This is a genomic window from Pustulibacterium marinum (genome assembly GCF_900116665.1).
GTDB lineage: Bacteria > Bacteroidota > Bacteroidia > Flavobacteriales > Flavobacteriaceae > Pustulibacterium > Pustulibacterium marinum.
Window position 1 is genome coordinate 1 of record NZ_FPBK01000024.1, and the last position, 16,376, is coordinate 16,376.

Consider the following 16,376-nt stretch of genomic DNA (forward strand, 5'->3'; position numbering starts at 1 on the left):
ATACCAATGAGATACGTAAAGATCCCCACCACTGCACCGGCAATCAGTACAAAGACAAGTACCCTGGTTATCCCCTTTTTCAAATCGGCATTCTCCCCAAAGAAATGTCCGGCATTAAACAAGAACCCAACTAAAAATATCACCCCCAATATAATGGGAAACACACTACGAATCGTATCTGAGATATTCTGTACCGAATCCTCTATCCCTCCTATCTGCGCCATGGCCGGCACCATCAGTACCAACCAAAGCCAGAAACTCATCACTAACTTTTTCCATTTACATGTTTTCATACGCATTGTTTTAGTTTATAATCCCATGATTTTCAGTACTCAAAAATTACAAAGGATCCTCAAAGATTTGACAACAAGGGTAGTATTTGTGAATAAAATAAAGGTTGGAAGTGGTTGGTTTTAAATGGGAATAAAGCGTGTTAAATTATAATAAAACTCTCCATATATAATGTTGATAAACCTATCATTATCAAATTGGAAGTTTACCCATAACGCCAAAATTATAGCATTATCACTATTAAAATATTTTCTTTGATAATCATAAAAGTTCCTGTTATCCGGAAAATAACATGCAATATTGTGTATATTTATCTTCATATAACGAGTTGTACGCAATTTACGAAATGACCGAAACTGAAATAAAAACAGTAATTGAATTGGAAAAATGGCTAAAGGAAAATTGCTATCCAATGAATAATTATAGCATTAATGGAAATGCTATTTATGAGGGTTTTGGATTGGAAAATAATGGAGGACTTTTCCAATGGTTCTATACAGAACGTGGAGATAAACAGACTTTGGAATACTTTGCGACCGAAAAAGAAGCTGTTGAATATGCTTTCAAAAAAATTAAATCAGACGAACACGCAAATCGGAATTATATTGGAATGTATAAATCTGACCAAGAAGTCGAACAAATACTGTCTGAACTCAAAAAACGTGGAATTGAATATTGGACTGACAAAATTCCTAATGGCGGAATGAATGAATGGAGAACTCGAATTTTTGTAATTGGTTGCGGAATTAAAAACGCAAAGGATTTAGTAAAAAATGAATAAAAAACTGCGTACAACAGCGGTAGCTGTTGCACAACTCCTTGGTAAAAGTTAGGGGTTGGGTTATACAAGTCGCTTTTGAGCGACTTTTTTGTTTTTAGCGGTAGTGGATTTTCTGGTTTTTCGGAAGGCTTACAAGCAGATTATGGGCTTTTAGGAAGGCTTTTATGGCCATTGTAAGCAGGCGTGTGTTTCCCTGATTACTATGGGCCTTTTTGGTGGTGTATTTAAGGTATTTTTTGAGATTATAGGCAATGGCTGCCATGAGCATGCATTTGTTGGCTTGCTGTATGCCTAGGGTATTGACTTTTGCCAGTCCCATAAACTGGGTAAGAATGCCAAAAACAGGTTCTACGGTACTAGAGCGTTTGGCTTTCATGTAGCGTCCTTGTTTGCTTTGTACTCGTTTGATATTTCTTAGGTATTCTTCTCGATAATAAGTGACACTAAACTTCTTTTCCTGTGCTTTTCCCAGACAACTGCTTCGTATAGGACAATCGATACAAACCTGTTTTCTGGCTCGGTATTCTTTCTTTTTGGTGTGGGTTTTATGATCTAAAAATACTTTGGTAAACGGGATGTTTTTTCCTTGTGGACAGCGATAGTGATCATGTTCCTTTTCATAGGTAAACCCATCTGGTCCACCTTTAAAGGTGCCATGTGGTGGAATATAACTCTTGAGTCTTTTGCGTTCTAAAAAAGCATAGTTTTCACCACTGCTATAACCGGTATCGGCCAGACAGTTTTGCCAGTGTAGACCAAGTTTCCATAGGCGTTGATGGGTACGGTTGACAATGTCTTGCAAATGTTGGTTGTCTTTGGCATCGGCATGGTAGGCTTTGATATCGGTAATCACATGGTTGGCTGTATCTACGGTGAGTTGGCTCAGGTAATTAAGCTTACGAGCTTTGCCCGGCTTTACGCTGATACGCGCATCTGGGTCTGTAGGGCTGTAATGCGTTTTGTTGCTGGTGTATCTACTGCCTTTGTTGCCTGCTCCGGGACGCTCGGTTTGCTCGCTTTGCCAACGCTTGTTGCGGCTTTTGATTTCATTGAGCGCTTTGGTATTGGCACTTAGGGTTTGCTGTGCTTTGGTAGCCTTGTTGTTTTTGGCTTTTCGGTAGGTTTCTTTATCGCGTTTGCTGATGTGGCGTAGCTCCCCTAAATAGGCCTCCAGCTCTTGTTGGGGTACTTTGAGTTCCAGACTGTCCATAGAGGCATTGGCTTTTACAGGAGCACTGTCAATGGCTTGTGTATGTCCGCTAACGAGTTGCTTGTCTACACACATACCTACTACTTGGGTAAAAACCTCTTCAAAGAGGCTTTCTGGGAAGAGTTGGCGTGTACGACTCATGGTAGAGTGCCACGGTAGGGGTTCGCCTAGGTTATAGCCCAGAAAGAATAAAATATCGAGTCGCATACTGCATACTTCGATGAGTTTACGATCTGAGGTAATATTTTCTAAATAGCCCACCAAACAGAGTTTAAAGAACACGATTGGGTCAATGCTTTTTTGACCACTAACGCCGTAATAGGGTTTGGTGAGTTGGTATAAATATTGAAGCTGTAATACCTGCTGTAATTTTCGATACACATTGTTTTGAGGTACATGGTCACTGAGCAGAAACTGGGTAAACAATGCTTCTTGTACGATCTTTTTGCCTTGCATACAGTAAGATACGAAAAAAATAACGGTTGCACCTTAAAAAGGGTGGAGATTTTTTGCTAACTTGTGCAACAGGCACAGCGTGTATAGTTCATTGCTTGGGAATTTCCTCACGGAAATTAAAAAACCCTTATTTATAAGGGGTTTTAGTTAAAAAGGCAACAATAAGGCAACAAATATTTGATTATAAGAACTAATCAAAGGAAAGAAATAATAGATAAAATTAAGAACTTATTAAACGATAAAAATAAAACCGTTCGTGTAGAACGGTTTTATAATTTAAACATCAACCGTTAATTAGCTGTTCCAGAGCCTAAATAAACGCTGTTTGAGACGATACTACCATCAGCAGTAATAAATGCCATAAAAAGCTCAACAGTATCACCTGCATAGGTACTTGGAATTGTAATGATTTGAGATCCTACAGTTCTATCAGCACCATCAAGAATATACATTGATTCTTTTTTACTTGGATTGTAAACTAAAATCATTGCTTTATCAGTTGCATTTGCATTACCTTCAGCAGAGTTATCATCCCAAGTAAATTCTACTTGTCCCGCAGTTGCTAAATCTGTTGCAGGGTTCAATGCTCCAGATAGATTACCTCTACTTAATAAAGCTAAAGAATAATCTACAGTAAAGTTTGGTGCAGCTCCTGTAATCGCATTATTCAATACATAAGACATTGCTGCATTAAACTCTGTTTTTTGCACCGCATAAGATTTATACCCTTTCTTGATAAAACCTAAATTCGGTTGAAGATACTCCAAAGTAACAGTAAACTTGTTTCTTTGGTTAACTTGTCCTTCTGTTCGTGGATTTGCCACATTTGAAGGCTTAATTCTCAAATAGTCAATACCTTTCCAAGAAGCACCAACTACGTTTCCTACTTTACCTGATACACCGCCCAGGATTCCTTGTGAAATAACACCCATTGTATATAAAATTTAAAATTAATACTTGTTCGAAGTTGGTACGGACTTGGTACGGTCTTTAACCAACACAAGTAATATATGGCAAATACTATGCTAATAGATTGATTTGGTTTTTGTTGCCCTTTGTTGCCCGATTTTGCTTTTTAGAAAATAGATTTTGTATGTATGACACTTTTAAATCTGCCATTTTTGAAATTACTTTTTGAAGTTCAGCTTCTTTTTTACAAATTGCTGACACTATATTAATATGCTTTTGTAACTCAAATTCATCATTTAACAACGATGTGTAACTATTTTTTAAGGTGTTTCTGCAATCATCTATTGAGATAAACGGAATAACACTGCCTTTTAAATAATAAGCATAAAAACTGCCTATTTGCAACATCATTGATAAATGGTAAAGGGTTTGTTTTTCTTCTTCGGTTGATGTAGATACCACAAAACAATTAGGACAAGGATTTATTAAGGGCTTTCCGCTGTTTTGCCCTTTATTCAAAATAAAAAAATGAGGTTGCGAGTAGGTTCTTCCGATTTGGTGAGTTTTCAGTTCAAAAGTTGACATAGCTATCCAATTTAAAATTGCTTCGCTACGCTTCGCACCATTAATTTTTTAAAAGAAAAACAATAAAAAAAGAAAGCCGTATGTTCTTGTGGCGTGGATAAGGCTGTCAAGGTTTTTGGAAAAAATACTACCCTCTTTTTTAAATAATATTGGGGTGGAGATTTTTTTCAAAACCCGTAGGGCGTGACCTTTATAGCCTTGCGCGTTGGCTGTGGTAGCCACATATATTTGCTACCTTTTTTTATGTATTTTTTGTTGTTCTAAAACATCTAATATGTCTTCTTTTTTATAAAAAATTCTGTTGCCCATACGAATTGGATTTAAAATGCCGTGTTTATTCCAGGAATGTATTGTTACTAAACTTATCTTTAAATAATCGGATACTTCTTGTCTTGTTAGGATTTCATCATTTTGTTTTTTAGATAATTCTTTAAGGTAGTTTTCAATTTTAAGCATTAATTTATCTGCTACCGTATCTGCTAATTCATCTGCTGTAACTTCTGTGATTTGAATTGTTTTTGTAATCATCTTGTTTTCTTTTTAGTTAATTGATTTCCACTTTTTGGGGCATAAACTCTTAAAAAAATAGGTTATTACCAATTTGAGCGTTGGTTGAAGCGGTTGTATGGGTAGCGTTTTAAATAGTTGTTTGATAAAACAGCATTTAAACAAGCTACTTATACAGGACTTTTAGGCAATAGCTTTTTGTTTTTTTGAGGTACGAGAAAAAGCAATATGCTATGGCGTATTACTACATTTTATGAACCTATTTTTTTATAACCGCTGACTTGGGTGGTGGGGAAAAGTGGTCTTTTATATTTGTTAACGAAATGAAACAAACAAAGACTTGAGGTAAGGAATACTTGGACTTAACGATGGTTTTGTGCAGCTTGAATGAGGTAACGAATATGCATCATTTTAAGCTAAAATTTCAAATGGCTATTGTTTCAATTTAGTTCAGATTTTTATTGAAAGTTCGGGTGTGCGCGTGGGAAAAGCGGCTATTTTACATAATGGCGTTATAACTACAGCTTTGGTGATGCGGTGGGTGTAGCGGCTGCTATTATAACTACCCGTTATGTAAACATAGCTTGGGGTAGTTTTTGGTGTGAGGGATGTCAACAGCTCTTTGCTTTTTTATTGTACTACTTTTAAAATATAATAGCAAATAAAATAAGCAATGTGCTGTGTGAGGGTTGGCAACCAAAAACTACAAGTGCGGTGGATAGCGGAACAAAACAAAAGACAGAGGATTTTGAGGTACGAAAAAACTGGGTTTTGGGTTGTGGGGACAATTACCAACTCATTCGTTGTAATCTAACTGCATTTAAAATTGCTAATAATGCTACTCCTACATCTGCAAAAACTGCTTCCCACATTGTAGCTAAACCACCTGCTCCTAAAATTAAGACAATGACTTTAACACCAAAAGCTAAAATGATATTTTGCCAAACGATTTTTCGTGTGGAACGACTTATTTTAATGGCTCTAACAACTTTTGAAGGTTGGTCGGTTTGAATGATAACGTCTGCTGTTTCAATAGCTACATCACTACCCAAACCACCCATTGCAATTCCAACGTTACTTGCTGCTAAAACAGGCGCATCGTTTATACCATCCCCTATAAATGCTACTTTATTTTCAGGATTCTTTTTTAAAATTTCAACTTCGTTTAACTTATCTTCTGGTAATAAACCACCTTTAGCATTTTCAATATTTAGTTCTTTAGCGACTTGTTGAGTAATGGAATCTTTATCACCAGAAAGCATCATAATATTTTTAATGCCTACTTTGTGTAATGCTGTAATTGTTTCTTTTGCATCTTCCTTTAATTCATCTGCTATGACTACATAACCTGCAAATTGATTATCGATTGCAACTAATACTATCGATTCTACAATAGATTCCGTTTCCGTTGGAACATTTATATTATTCGCAGTCATTAAGGCTTTATTTCCTACTAAAACTGTTTTACCATTTACAATGCCTTTTAATCCTTTACCTGCAATTTCAGAAATGTCTTGTGCTTCAAAATCTTCTCCTTCTGCTTTATACTCTAAAATGGCTTTAGCAATTGGATGCGTGGATTGTTCTTCCATCGCCATTAAATATTGCATAAATTCGGTTTCATTCCAACCAATTGCTTTTACTTCTTTGATTTTAAAAACACCTTTGGTAACGGTTCCTGTTTTGTCCATTACCAAAGTATTTATCTTGGTCATTGCATCTAAAAATGAAGCACCTTTAAATAATATTCCATTTTTTGAAGCTGCTCCCAATCCACCGAAATATCCTAATGGAATTGAAATCACTAACGCACAAGGACAAGATATTACCAGGAAAATTAATGCTCTGTATAACCAATCTCTAAACACATAATCATCTACAAAAAAGTATGGTATAAAAGTTACACCAATAGCTAAAAACACTACAATTGGTGTGTAGATACGAGCAAACTGTCTGATGAATAATTCTGTTTTAGACTTACGAGCTGTAGCATTTTGAACCAAGTCTAATATTCTCGCAATAGAACTATCTTCAAAGGTGTTGGTTACCTCAACTTCAACAACACTTTCTAAATTGATACTACCTGCGTAAACCTTTGCATCTTTCTGAATAGAATCTGGTTTGCTTTCGCCTGTTAATGCTGCGGTGTTTAGAGATGCTTTTTCGGATAATAAAATACCATCCAATGGAATTTTTTCACCTACTCGAATTTGTATTTTCTCGCCAATATTTACAGCTTCTGGCGACACACTTATATAATCACCATCACGAAATACATTAGCTTCTTTTGGTCGAACATCTAATAAGGCTTTAATATTTCCTTTTGCTCTATTAACTGCTGCGTTTTGAAATAATTCTCCTACTGCATAAAATAGCATTACTGCAACACCTTCGGGATATTCGCCAATGGCAAATGCACCTAAAGTGGCTATGGACATTAAGAAGAATTCCGTAAAAAAATCACCATTTTTAATACTTTTCCAGCCTTCTCTTATCACCGGAAAACCTACAGGGATATAGGCTACCGTGTACCATACTACGCGAATCCATCCTTTGAAGAAAGGAAACGCATCAAAGTAATCAATAGCGATTCCGGCTATCAACATCACAAAGCTGAAAATAGCCGGTAGATAGGTTCTAAAATTTGAAATTTCTTCAGGGCTGCTATGGTTATGGCCATCGTCGTGACTGTGCTCGCCTTGTTGTTTTTTTGGTTCTAAGTCACGTAAGTTTATTTTTTTCTTTTTCATATGTTCTAATCAAGTTTGATATCATTTTAAAAACTACTTCGATAATTTCAATATTCTCAATGCACCGCGCATTACAAAAGTGAAAACGATGCCGCCAATCACTAAATCGGGCCATTTACTATTCAGAAAATAAACCAGCACCCCAGCTACTATAACACCACCATTAACAATAATATCATTGGATGTAAAAATGGCACTTGCCTGCATATGAGCCTCTTGACTCTTTGCCTTGTTGATGAGCCAGAGCGATATCAAATTACCTGCCAATGCGAAAATTGAAACGATAATCATCCATTGAAACAAGGGTGTTTCGGTATTGCTAAAAAACCTTCTCAAGACCTCTGCAAACCCAAGTGTTGCCAATGCCATCTGAAAGTATCCGCTGTATTTCGCAACCTTCTTTTTTCTTGAAATGGCACCGCCTACCGCAAATAGGCTTAATGCATATACGATGGAATCTGCCAGCATATCTAATGAGTCTGCCACAAGACCCATCGAAGAAGAAATCCAACCGGTGGTCATTTCGATAACGAAAAAGCCAAAGTTGATGCCCAAGACCCACCATAGGATTCTTTTTTGTTTGGATTGGTCTTCCATTACGGGTGGTTCGGCTTCTGTGGTTCCCTCTAAAGAATCCCCAAGGTTTAAACCGGCTATTGATGTTTGTATATCTTCAATGCCATCCACATGATATACTTCCAATTTCCTGTTGGGAATATCAAAATCCAAATATTTCACTTGAGCATAAGATTCCAACTTCATCCGGATCATCTGCTCTTCCGAAGGGCAATCCATTTTGGTTATCTTAAATGTTGTTTTCTCCATTATCTCTTTTTTTATTTTTAATATTCGTTATAATAGTTGTCCTTTATCCGGATACAATTGTTACAAAATCCTTTTAGCAGCAGGTTTACTTCTTCTGCCTGAAACCACTCCGGCAAAGGCACTTTTGCTCTTCATCTTTCTCCCATTTACCAATGTATGTTTCCCAGTAGCTCTTTTGAATTTTTAGGAACCCCCGCAGGCTATCCGGTTTCATCAAAGACATAGACATTTCATTGCCTGTATGCTGAATTATTCAGTGTCTGGACACCCTTCTGGAGGAATAATGTTTTTTGCACTCTTTTAGGAGCAGCGTCTTTTCGCTGAAACTTTTCAGTGTCATAGAAAACCTCCGCGGCTTCTTTTCCACTCATGCAGATCGTTTCCTTTAACATCAAACGGGTTCTAAAAATATCGGACCAAAGCTTTTGACGCTTTTTCTGAATAAATTCATAGCCGTCACGAAGTAGCGTCAAACTACTATCGATGTTTTTGTCTTTCGGAATAGTTCTCATGCTCTTTACATTTTTAAAATATTTATTTTATTTTTTAGACCATAAACTTAAACTTAATACAAACTGATTTAAGTCTTATGAAATGATTAAAAACTGCCTAATCCGATTTTACAATTAAATTAAGGCCGTTAAATATGCAACGCTCTGTCTTCGGTGGCTGCCAGACAGGCCTCTTTAAAGGTTTCTGAAAAAGTTGGGTGCCCGTGGGACATCCTTGCAACATCTTCGGCAGATGCCCTGAATTCCATCGCTACCACCGCTTCGGTATAGCTGTCTGCAATGCGTGGCCCTATCATATGCACTCCCAATATCTCATCAGTTTCTTTATCTGCGATTACTTTTATGAAGCCGTCGGTGTCCATACTTATTTTCGCCCTTGCGTTGGCCTTAAAAGGAAAAGAGCCTGTTTTAATACTTCTTCCTGCTTCTTTCAATTCTTCTTCGGTTAAGCCTACCCCGGCCACTTCGGGCTGGGTATAAACAATATTAGGAATAAGCGAATAATTGATATGTGGCTTTTGATCTGCTATCCTTTCGGCTACAAAAACGCCCTCTTCACTGGCTTTATGGGCAAGCATTGCCCCTCGGATTACATCCCCAATGGCATATACACCCTTGACATTGGTTTCAAGGTTCTCATTTACCGTTACCTGTCCTTTCTCATTGGTTTCCAAGCCAATGTTTTCAAGGCCTAAATTGGCGGTGTACGGTTTCCGGCCAATGGCCATAAGGCAATAGTCGCCTTCTAAATTCATTTCTTTTTTATCGGACAGGTTTTCCGCTTTCAATTCAACTTTGTTGTCCGTTGCTGTTGCATTGGTCACTTTATGTTCCAAATAAAACTCAATTCCCTGTTTTCTTAGGGAACGGTGCAATTGATGTCCCAGTGCGCCGTCCATAGTGGCGATTAGGCTATCAAAATATTCTACTATAGAAACCTTTGAACCCAGGCGGGCGAATACGGAACCTATTTCAACACCGATAACGCCACCGCCAACGACCATTAAATGCTCGGGAATTTGGCCTAAGGCAAGGGCTTCGGTAGAAGAGATGATCCGCTTTTTATCGATTTCAATATTGGGCAGTGAAGCGGGTTTGGACCCTGTGGCAATGATGATTTTATCGGTTGCTATGGTTTCCGTTTTATCTTCGCCCTTAATCTCAATCGTGTTTTTATCCCTGATGGTACCGTGACCTTCATATACGGAAACCTTGTTCTTTTTCATCAGATAGTCAACGCCATTGATGATTTCCTGTACCACATCCTGAACCCTTTGGTTCATCTTTAGGATATCTACATTGGCCTCTTTAACATCAATTCCAAATTTTTCGAATTGATGTTTGAGTTTGTAATAATGCTCAGAGGCTTCAAGCCAGGCTTTTGACGGGATACAGCCCACGTTAAGGCAGGTGCCGCCAAGCGTGCTGTACCTTTCAATAATGGCTACTTTTAATCCTAATTGGGCGCAACGTATAGCGCTTACATACCCGCCAGGGCCAGAGCCTATAATTGTTACATCATATTTTTCCATATTCGTAAATTTTTTAATTAAATAAGGTGGGGGAAACCTTAAGCTGACCAGGGGCGCAAGGGTTCAGTTTTAAGGTACTCCCACCTATTATTTTTTACTACAATTTTTACATACCCCTTTTAATACCAGGTTCAAATCGTTTATTTCATAATCGTCCGGCAAGTTTTGTTTCGATATTCTATCCGGCAAGCAAATAGTTTTTCCGCAAACGGTACAATGAAAATGCATATGTAAATCTGTACCGTATTTACCTTTGGCCTTTTTATCGGAAATTGCAAATTTTGCCACTCCTGTCCCATCATTAATCTGATGAATTAGCCCTTTATCTTCAAAAGTTTTTAGGTTTCGATAAAAGGTAGTTCTGTTTGCCGTTTTGTTTTTTTCGCTTTTAGCGATAAAGACTTTTTGCATTTCGTTTAAACTTACTGCATAGGTCTTCCTATTGAGGTATTTGTGAATTTTCAACCTCATTTCAGTGGGACGTATCCCTTTTGACGATAATTTTTTTTCCGTTTTTGTCATTTTATATTCTTTCGAAAAACAGTCTAAGTCCGGATCTAATCTTTTTTATAAGCCAAAAGCCTTAACGCATTAAAAACCACCAGAAGCGTCGAACCTTCATGGATTACTACAGCCACTCCAATATTTGCCAAGCCGAATATGGTTGAAGGTATAAGCAGGGCCACAATACCAAGGCTAACCCAAAGGTTTTGCCTGATAATCGCCTTTGCCTTCCTGCTTAAGCCTATGGCAAAGGGCAGGGTTTCCAACTTATCGGCCATTAGCGCAATATCCGCCGTTTCCAAGGCTACATCACTTCCCGCAGCACCCATAGCTATGCCTACAGTGCTGTTTGCCATGGCAGGGGCATCATTAACGCCATCGCCCACCATTGCCACCTTGGATTCCTTTTCTTTTAATTCTTTTATAGCATCCACTTTTTCTTCCGGCAATAGGCTCCCCCAGGCATCGGTCAATCCTATTTCTTCTGCTACAGCGTCTGCTACCTTCTGGTTATCTCCGGTAAGCATGATCATTCGTTTAATGCCGATTTCTTTTAATTTTTTGAGGGTTCCCTTGGCGGCTTCACGAGGGGTATCCATTAATGCAATGATGCCTATATATTCTTCATTTTTTCGTATAAGCATTGTTGTATTTCCACCACCTTCAAGACCACGCACTTTCGTAGCTATTTTTTCGGAAGGTGTACTCTCATCAAGCCCTTCGTACAGGTCGAGGTTACCTATATAGATTTTATCATTGCCAAACGATGCTTTAATCCCTTTACCCAGAACTGCCTCCAAATTAGAGGCATTTGGGATTTCCTCGCCTTCCAGACGCTCTTTTCCATCACGAACTACAGCTTTGGCCAGGGGGTGATCACTCAAACTTTCCACAGCTACTGCTATTTTGAGAAGTTCGTTTTCAGATATATTTCCAAGTGGCACCACTTGGGTAAGTTTTGGCTTTCCTTCCGTTAGAGTTCCGGTTTTATCAAAGGCGAGGGCGGTAATAACCCCCAGGTCCTCCAGAGGGCGCCCTCCTTTAATTAATACCCCGCCACGGGCAGCTCTGGCCACTCCACTCAATACAGCACTTGGGGTCGAGATTGCCAACGCACAGGGACTTGCAGCTACCAGTACCGCCATTGCCCGGTAAAAGCTCGCGCTAAAGGGTTCGTCAATAACTAAAAAAGCGAACAAAAGAATCCCGACCAAAATAAGGACGGACGGCACAAAATATTTTTCAAATTTATCGGTGAGCAACTGGGTAGGTGATTTTTGGGTCTGGGCCTCGTTAACCAGTTTCACCAATCGGGAAAGCGTTGAATCTTTGGCTGCTTTGATCACTTTAATTTCCAAAGTATTGTTCCCATTGATCGTTCCGGCAAAAACGCGGTTTTCATCCTTGATATCATCTTGCGCCGAATAATCCTTGTCAACATCTTCTACGGGAACTTTATCTACCGGTACACTTTCCCCGGTAATCGGAGCTTGGTTGACACTGCTTTTTCCGTTGACCACAACGCCATCGGCAGATATTTTACTGTTCGGCTTGACCACGATAATATCGCCTATACCCAATTTTTCGATACCCACCTCTTCGGTTTTGCCATCTTTTTTGAGCAAAGCTGTTTTTGGTGCGAGATCGGCAAGGGCCGCTATGGACTTTCGGGCCTTGTTCATTGCATAGTGTTCCAGGGCGTGGCCAAGGCTGAACAGGAACAGCAAGAGTGCACCTTCGGCCCATTCTCCCAGAACAGCGGCACCTATGGCGGCCACCAACATTAAAAAATCGATTTCAAAACCACCTTTGGCAACGGTCTGTATGGCCTCTTTTGCCGTAAAGTAACCCCCAAAAAAGTAAGCACCTATGTATAAAGTAAGACTGACCCAATCTGGGATGGATGCAACATAGGAAAGTCCGAAACCTATCCCGAGAAGGGCGCCGCAGATAATAGAAAAAATAAGCTCCGTATTTTTACCGAAAATCCCACCGTGGGCGTGCCCTTCTCCTTCCTCGTGGGTCTCGCCCTCTTTGTGCTCGTGCCCCTCTGTGGAAGTTTGTTCTTTAGTATCTTCCTTCTTTGAACGCTCCTGTTTTTTGGATGCTTTGGTGTAATCATTTTCGTTTGAAGAACTCCGCTGAATCTGAAGGTATTCTTTTTCAATTTGTTTACTTATTTCATCAAAATTCGTTTGCTTTTTATCAAATTCAAGTCGTACCATTCCAGAGCCTGAAACGGAAACTTCCAAAACTCCATTGATTGCCAAAAGGCTTTTCTCGATGGAACGAGCGTGCCTTGTATGTCTAATCCCCTCAACCTCTAAAAGAAGATGACCATATTTTTCTGTAATTTCTGCCCCGGCATTTTCCGCCAAAGATTGAATTCGGTCAATAGAGATAATGTCCGGATCATAATGAAAGCACAGTTGCGGCACCGTATCTTCCTGATCATCTACTATATGTACTTTTTCAAGACCCTCTTTGGCCTCTAATTCAGCAATGAGCCTTTGCACACAAGTGTCTTTTTCATTTGGCACCTGAGGTAGCAATACCGGAATTTTTAGTTGTAGCTTTTTCATATCCCTATTGGTTTAATATCCATCTTTTAGCTTCTTCCTTTTCGGTAAAGTCGAAATATTTAACTTCCGAGCTTGTAAAAAAATCAGTGGCTTTAGCAGCCCATTCCTGCCATTCTTTTTCACCCACAAAGGCCATCTTTCCATAATCTGAAATATGGGCGGTATCAACTTTTAAATCTTCCCATAAGCCTTTGAGATCGTAGCCCTTAAAGTTAACTAGTTCAAAAAAGAAATTCACCTTATTTCCATTTTTGACAATATTATGTATCAAAGGATGGATTTTCTCTATATCCTCTTTAGTAATCTTACCGCTTATTGAAGCGGATATCAAATTGCTTTTTTCGACATTTTTGATTCGTATCATTGTTTTAAGTTTTTATGAGCAGATTGGTCTATGTTATATTTTAGCTTCTTTGCTTTTTGGCATTTTACACATGCCCCCTTCAAAACTAAATTTACTTCGGTTATTTCGTATTTGTCAGGTAAATTTTCCTGTGGAACTTTATTGGGCAAACAGAAGGTTTTGCTGCAATTCATACAGTGAAGGTGTAAGTGTAGATCCAGCGAATTCTTATCAGAATATGCATATTTTGCGGTAGCCGTACCGTCATCAATTTGATGTATAATCCCTTTCTTTTGAAATAATTTTATACTCCGATAAATTGTTGTTCTATCTCGTGTATGTTTACTTTTTTTAACGAAAGCCGTTTCTATTTCCCTTAATGTTACAGCATAAAACTTTCTTTTGAGATATTTATAAATAAATAATCTCATTTTGGTAGGTCTAATCCCGTTGTTTCTAAGTGTTTCTTCGGCTTTGGTCATCTCATAAAATTAAACGCCACTACATTTCTCACATATTCCCTTTACTACCAGATTGATATCCTCTGCCACATAGCCTTCGGGCAGGTTTATCTGAGGGATTTTGTGCTCTGTAAGGCACACGGTTTCCCCGCAACTATTGCAATGAAAATGTAAGTGAAGGTCGTTTCCCACCTCACATTCACAATTGTCTTCGCACAGGGCATATTTAATGATGCCGGTGCCATCCTCAATTTGATGCACGATTCCTTTTTCTTCAAATGTCTTCATAGTACGGAAAAGCGTACTCCTTTCCGAGCTTTCGAAATCCTTTCCAAGGTCGCCTAAGCTAACGGCCACATTCAGTTGTGCCAGCCGTCTATAGGTCATCAAGCGCATTGCCGTAGGGCGGATGCCTTTGCTTTCCAACTTTTTTACTATTTTTTCCATTTGCTATAAAAGTATTTAGGGGTCGTAACGCTTTATGGATTCCCCGGTTTTTATCTGGAAGGCATCTTCAATATCGGAAAGATAAATTATTCCGTCACCGGGTTCAGTTGTTTTTGCATTCTCAAGGATAATATCTATTGCTGATTGTGCTTCTTCGTTTTGACATACCAGTTCTAACTTTACAACCGGACTGTCTGTTACACGGAAATCTAAAGAAGGTGATGCGCCTTTTGCTTTAAAAGCCCCGGTACCTTCCCCCTGGGAAAGCGTCATACTTTTGAATCCACTTTCACTAAGGGATTCTATCACTTTTTGAACTCGTTTCGGTTTTATAAATGCTTTTATTTCTTTCATTGCTGTAATATTAATTTTAGTATTAAGGATGAACCCTCTGGAATTTTAATTAAGACAAACATTTAACAGAGAGTCCATCCATCTAATTTTTTTAATTTAATGACCATGGGAAGTCTGGCTTTTCTGCATTTCAGAAACCAGATAATAGGCATTATTATAGGCAACCAACGTACCTTCAGGCAGAGGCTCCAGCAGTTTAATTTCAACCCAACCATCTTCATTTATTCCCGTTCTAACCTGCACTGGTTTCAATTCCCATTCGGTTTCACCATCTTCCTGGTGTTTTTGGGCCGTAAAGATGTAGGGATTTCCTTCTTCTTCAATTATTGCTTCTTCCGGTAAGGCAGGAACAGCTTCTTCACCGGTCCTGATTTTTCCGTTTATATACATCCCCGGAATTAGAAAATCTTCTTTATTATCGATTTCTGCATGCACATGTACCGCTTTGGGGTTTTGTTCAAATTGTTTTCCCACGGAATAAATCTCTCCCGTTAAATTACTTCCAGGAACCGATTCCAGCGTAAAAGAAATTTTTTGACCTTCTTTAACCTTATAAATATCTTTTTCAAAAACCATTAGATCGGCATGAACATGTTCATTATCAACTACCATAAACATACTGGTTTGTGGTTCTACATATTGTCCTACCTGTACCAGTACTTTTTCAATATAACCTCCAATTGGGCTTACTACCGGAATATATTCATATAATTCACCGTCTCTAACCTGGGAAGCATTTAGGTTTAACTGCCGTAACTGTGATTCATACCCCCGCACTTCACCTTGTACAGACTGGTAATCTGATTGGGTTTGTTGAAAAGATTTTCCAGATCCTACCTCTGCTTCATATAAACGTTTCTGTCTTTCAAATTCCTTTTCCAAAAATTGCATCCTACTATATGCATTAATATAATCAGACTGCATTCTGGTTAAATTTGGGTGAGAAAGATAAGCCAACACCTGACCTTTATTTACCTTATCCCCCTCAATAACCTTTATAGAAGTTATATTACCGCCTAAGACGGCCGTAACTGTAGCTTCGTATTGAGGCGGCACTTCTAGTTGTCCATTGGCTTCCACTATTCCTGATAATGCTTTCTTAGGTAAGGTATCTACTTTGATTCCCAAACTATTAAATTTCATCTCTGAAAGATGTACCGAGCGCATCCCGCCTTCTTCTTCATTGTGACCTTTTGTTTCTTTAGAATCCGATGCTTTAGTCTCCTGAGTATCTTTTTCCGAATTAGAATTTTCTTCACACCCCAAAAACAATGTAAGTGATAAGGCAAGCATTAAAATATTTATTGATCTTATGTTCATATCGTTT

Annotated in this window: 17 protein-coding genes; 1 reads left to right on the top strand and 16 read right to left on the bottom strand. The window is 38.6% G+C overall.

Features of this window, described 5'->3' with window-relative positions; all coding sequences use genetic code 11:
• A partial coding sequence (locus BM383_RS18250) for a hypothetical protein (RefSeq protein WP_143106472.1) occupies positions 1-263 on the bottom strand: 263 nt, incomplete at its 3' end.
• A gap of 320 nt (positions 264-583) precedes the next feature.
• Here BM383_RS18250 and BM383_RS18255 point away from each other — a divergent pair.
• Complete coding sequence (locus BM383_RS18255) at positions 584-1,072, top strand: hypothetical protein (protein ID WP_093026597.1); 489 nt, start codon at positions 584-586, stop codon at positions 1,070-1,072.
• A gap of 94 nt (positions 1,073-1,166) precedes the next feature.
• Here BM383_RS18255 and BM383_RS18260 read toward each other — a convergent pair whose 3' ends face one another.
• From BM383_RS18260 to BM383_RS18330, 15 genes are all read right to left on the bottom strand, one after another.
• Positions 1,167-2,738 carry an IS1182 family transposase gene (locus BM383_RS18260; protein WP_093026598.1) on the bottom strand — a complete coding sequence of 524 codons (1,572 nt, stop codon included), beginning with the start codon at positions 2,736-2,738 and terminating at the stop codon, positions 1,167-1,169.
• Positions 2,739-3,028: 290 nt separating this feature from the next.
• On the bottom strand, positions 3,029-3,670 hold the full coding sequence (locus BM383_RS18265) for a DUF6266 family protein (protein ID WP_027885438.1): 642 nt from the start codon (positions 3,668-3,670) through the stop codon (positions 3,029-3,031).
• An 88-nt stretch (positions 3,671-3,758) separates the two neighbouring features.
• On the bottom strand, positions 3,759-4,232 hold the full coding sequence (locus BM383_RS18270; RefSeq protein ID WP_093026599.1) for a DUF6943 family protein: 474 nt from the start codon (positions 4,230-4,232) through the stop codon (positions 3,759-3,761).
• Between the two features lie 231 nt (positions 4,233-4,463).
• Entirely contained in the window at positions 4,464-4,760 is a 297-nt protein-coding gene (locus BM383_RS18275; RefSeq protein ID WP_093026600.1) for a helix-turn-helix domain-containing protein, read from the bottom strand.
• A gap of 767 nt (positions 4,761-5,527) precedes the next feature.
• Positions 5,528-7,489 carry a heavy metal translocating P-type ATPase gene (locus BM383_RS18280; protein ID WP_093026601.1) on the bottom strand — a complete coding sequence of 654 codons (1,962 nt, stop codon included), beginning with the start codon at positions 7,487-7,489 and terminating at the stop codon, positions 5,528-5,530.
• 33 nt (positions 7,490-7,522) lie between these two features.
• A complete protein-coding gene (locus BM383_RS18285; protein WP_177229164.1) occupies positions 7,523-8,314 on the bottom strand; it encodes a cation diffusion facilitator family transporter in 792 nt (263 codons plus the stop codon).
• Positions 8,315-8,544: 230 nt separating this feature from the next.
• Complete coding sequence (locus tag BM383_RS18290; protein ID WP_093026602.1) at positions 8,545-8,826, bottom strand: cytochrome P450 family protein; 282 nt, start codon at positions 8,824-8,826, stop codon at positions 8,545-8,547.
• A gap of 128 nt (positions 8,827-8,954) precedes the next feature.
• Positions 8,955-10,358 (bottom strand): dihydrolipoyl dehydrogenase, encoded by a 1,404-nt coding sequence (gene lpdA / locus BM383_RS18295; protein ID WP_093026603.1) that lies wholly within the window; start codon positions 10,356-10,358, stop codon positions 8,955-8,957.
• An 87-nt stretch (positions 10,359-10,445) separates the two neighbouring features.
• Positions 10,446-10,880 (bottom strand): Fur family transcriptional regulator, encoded by a 435-nt coding sequence (locus BM383_RS18300; protein WP_008613740.1) that lies wholly within the window; start codon positions 10,878-10,880, stop codon positions 10,446-10,448.
• A gap of 35 nt (positions 10,881-10,915) precedes the next feature.
• Complete coding sequence (locus BM383_RS18305) at positions 10,916-13,444, bottom strand: heavy metal translocating P-type ATPase (protein WP_093026604.1); 2,529 nt, start codon at positions 13,442-13,444, stop codon at positions 10,916-10,918.
• 4 nt (positions 13,445-13,448) lie between these two features.
• Positions 13,449-13,808, bottom strand: a complete 360-nt coding sequence (locus BM383_RS18310; RefSeq protein WP_027885449.1) for a SpoIIAA family protein — start codon at positions 13,806-13,808, stop codon at positions 13,449-13,451.
• The gene (locus BM383_RS18315) at positions 13,805-14,269 is read right to left on the bottom strand and encodes a Fur family transcriptional regulator (RefSeq protein WP_051191359.1); all 465 of its coding nucleotides are present in this window, start codon (positions 14,267-14,269) and stop codon (positions 13,805-13,807) included. The genes BM383_RS18310 and BM383_RS18315 overlap by 4 nt, the downstream gene beginning before the upstream one ends.
• 9 nt (positions 14,270-14,278) lie before the next feature.
• Positions 14,279-14,695: a Fur family transcriptional regulator gene (locus BM383_RS18320; protein WP_027885450.1), complete on the bottom strand. Its 417-nt coding sequence runs from the start codon at positions 14,693-14,695 to the stop codon at positions 14,279-14,281.
• 15 nt (positions 14,696-14,710) lie between these two features.
• Positions 14,711-15,049, bottom strand: coding sequence for a P-II family nitrogen regulator (locus tag BM383_RS18325; RefSeq protein WP_008613762.1), 339 nt, complete (start codon positions 15,047-15,049; stop codon positions 14,711-14,713).
• A 96-nt stretch (positions 15,050-15,145) separates the two neighbouring features.
• Positions 15,146-16,369 (bottom strand): efflux RND transporter periplasmic adaptor subunit, encoded by a 1,224-nt coding sequence (locus BM383_RS18330; RefSeq protein ID WP_177229165.1) that lies wholly within the window; start codon positions 16,367-16,369, stop codon positions 15,146-15,148.
• Positions 16,370-16,376: the final 7 nt, after the last annotated feature.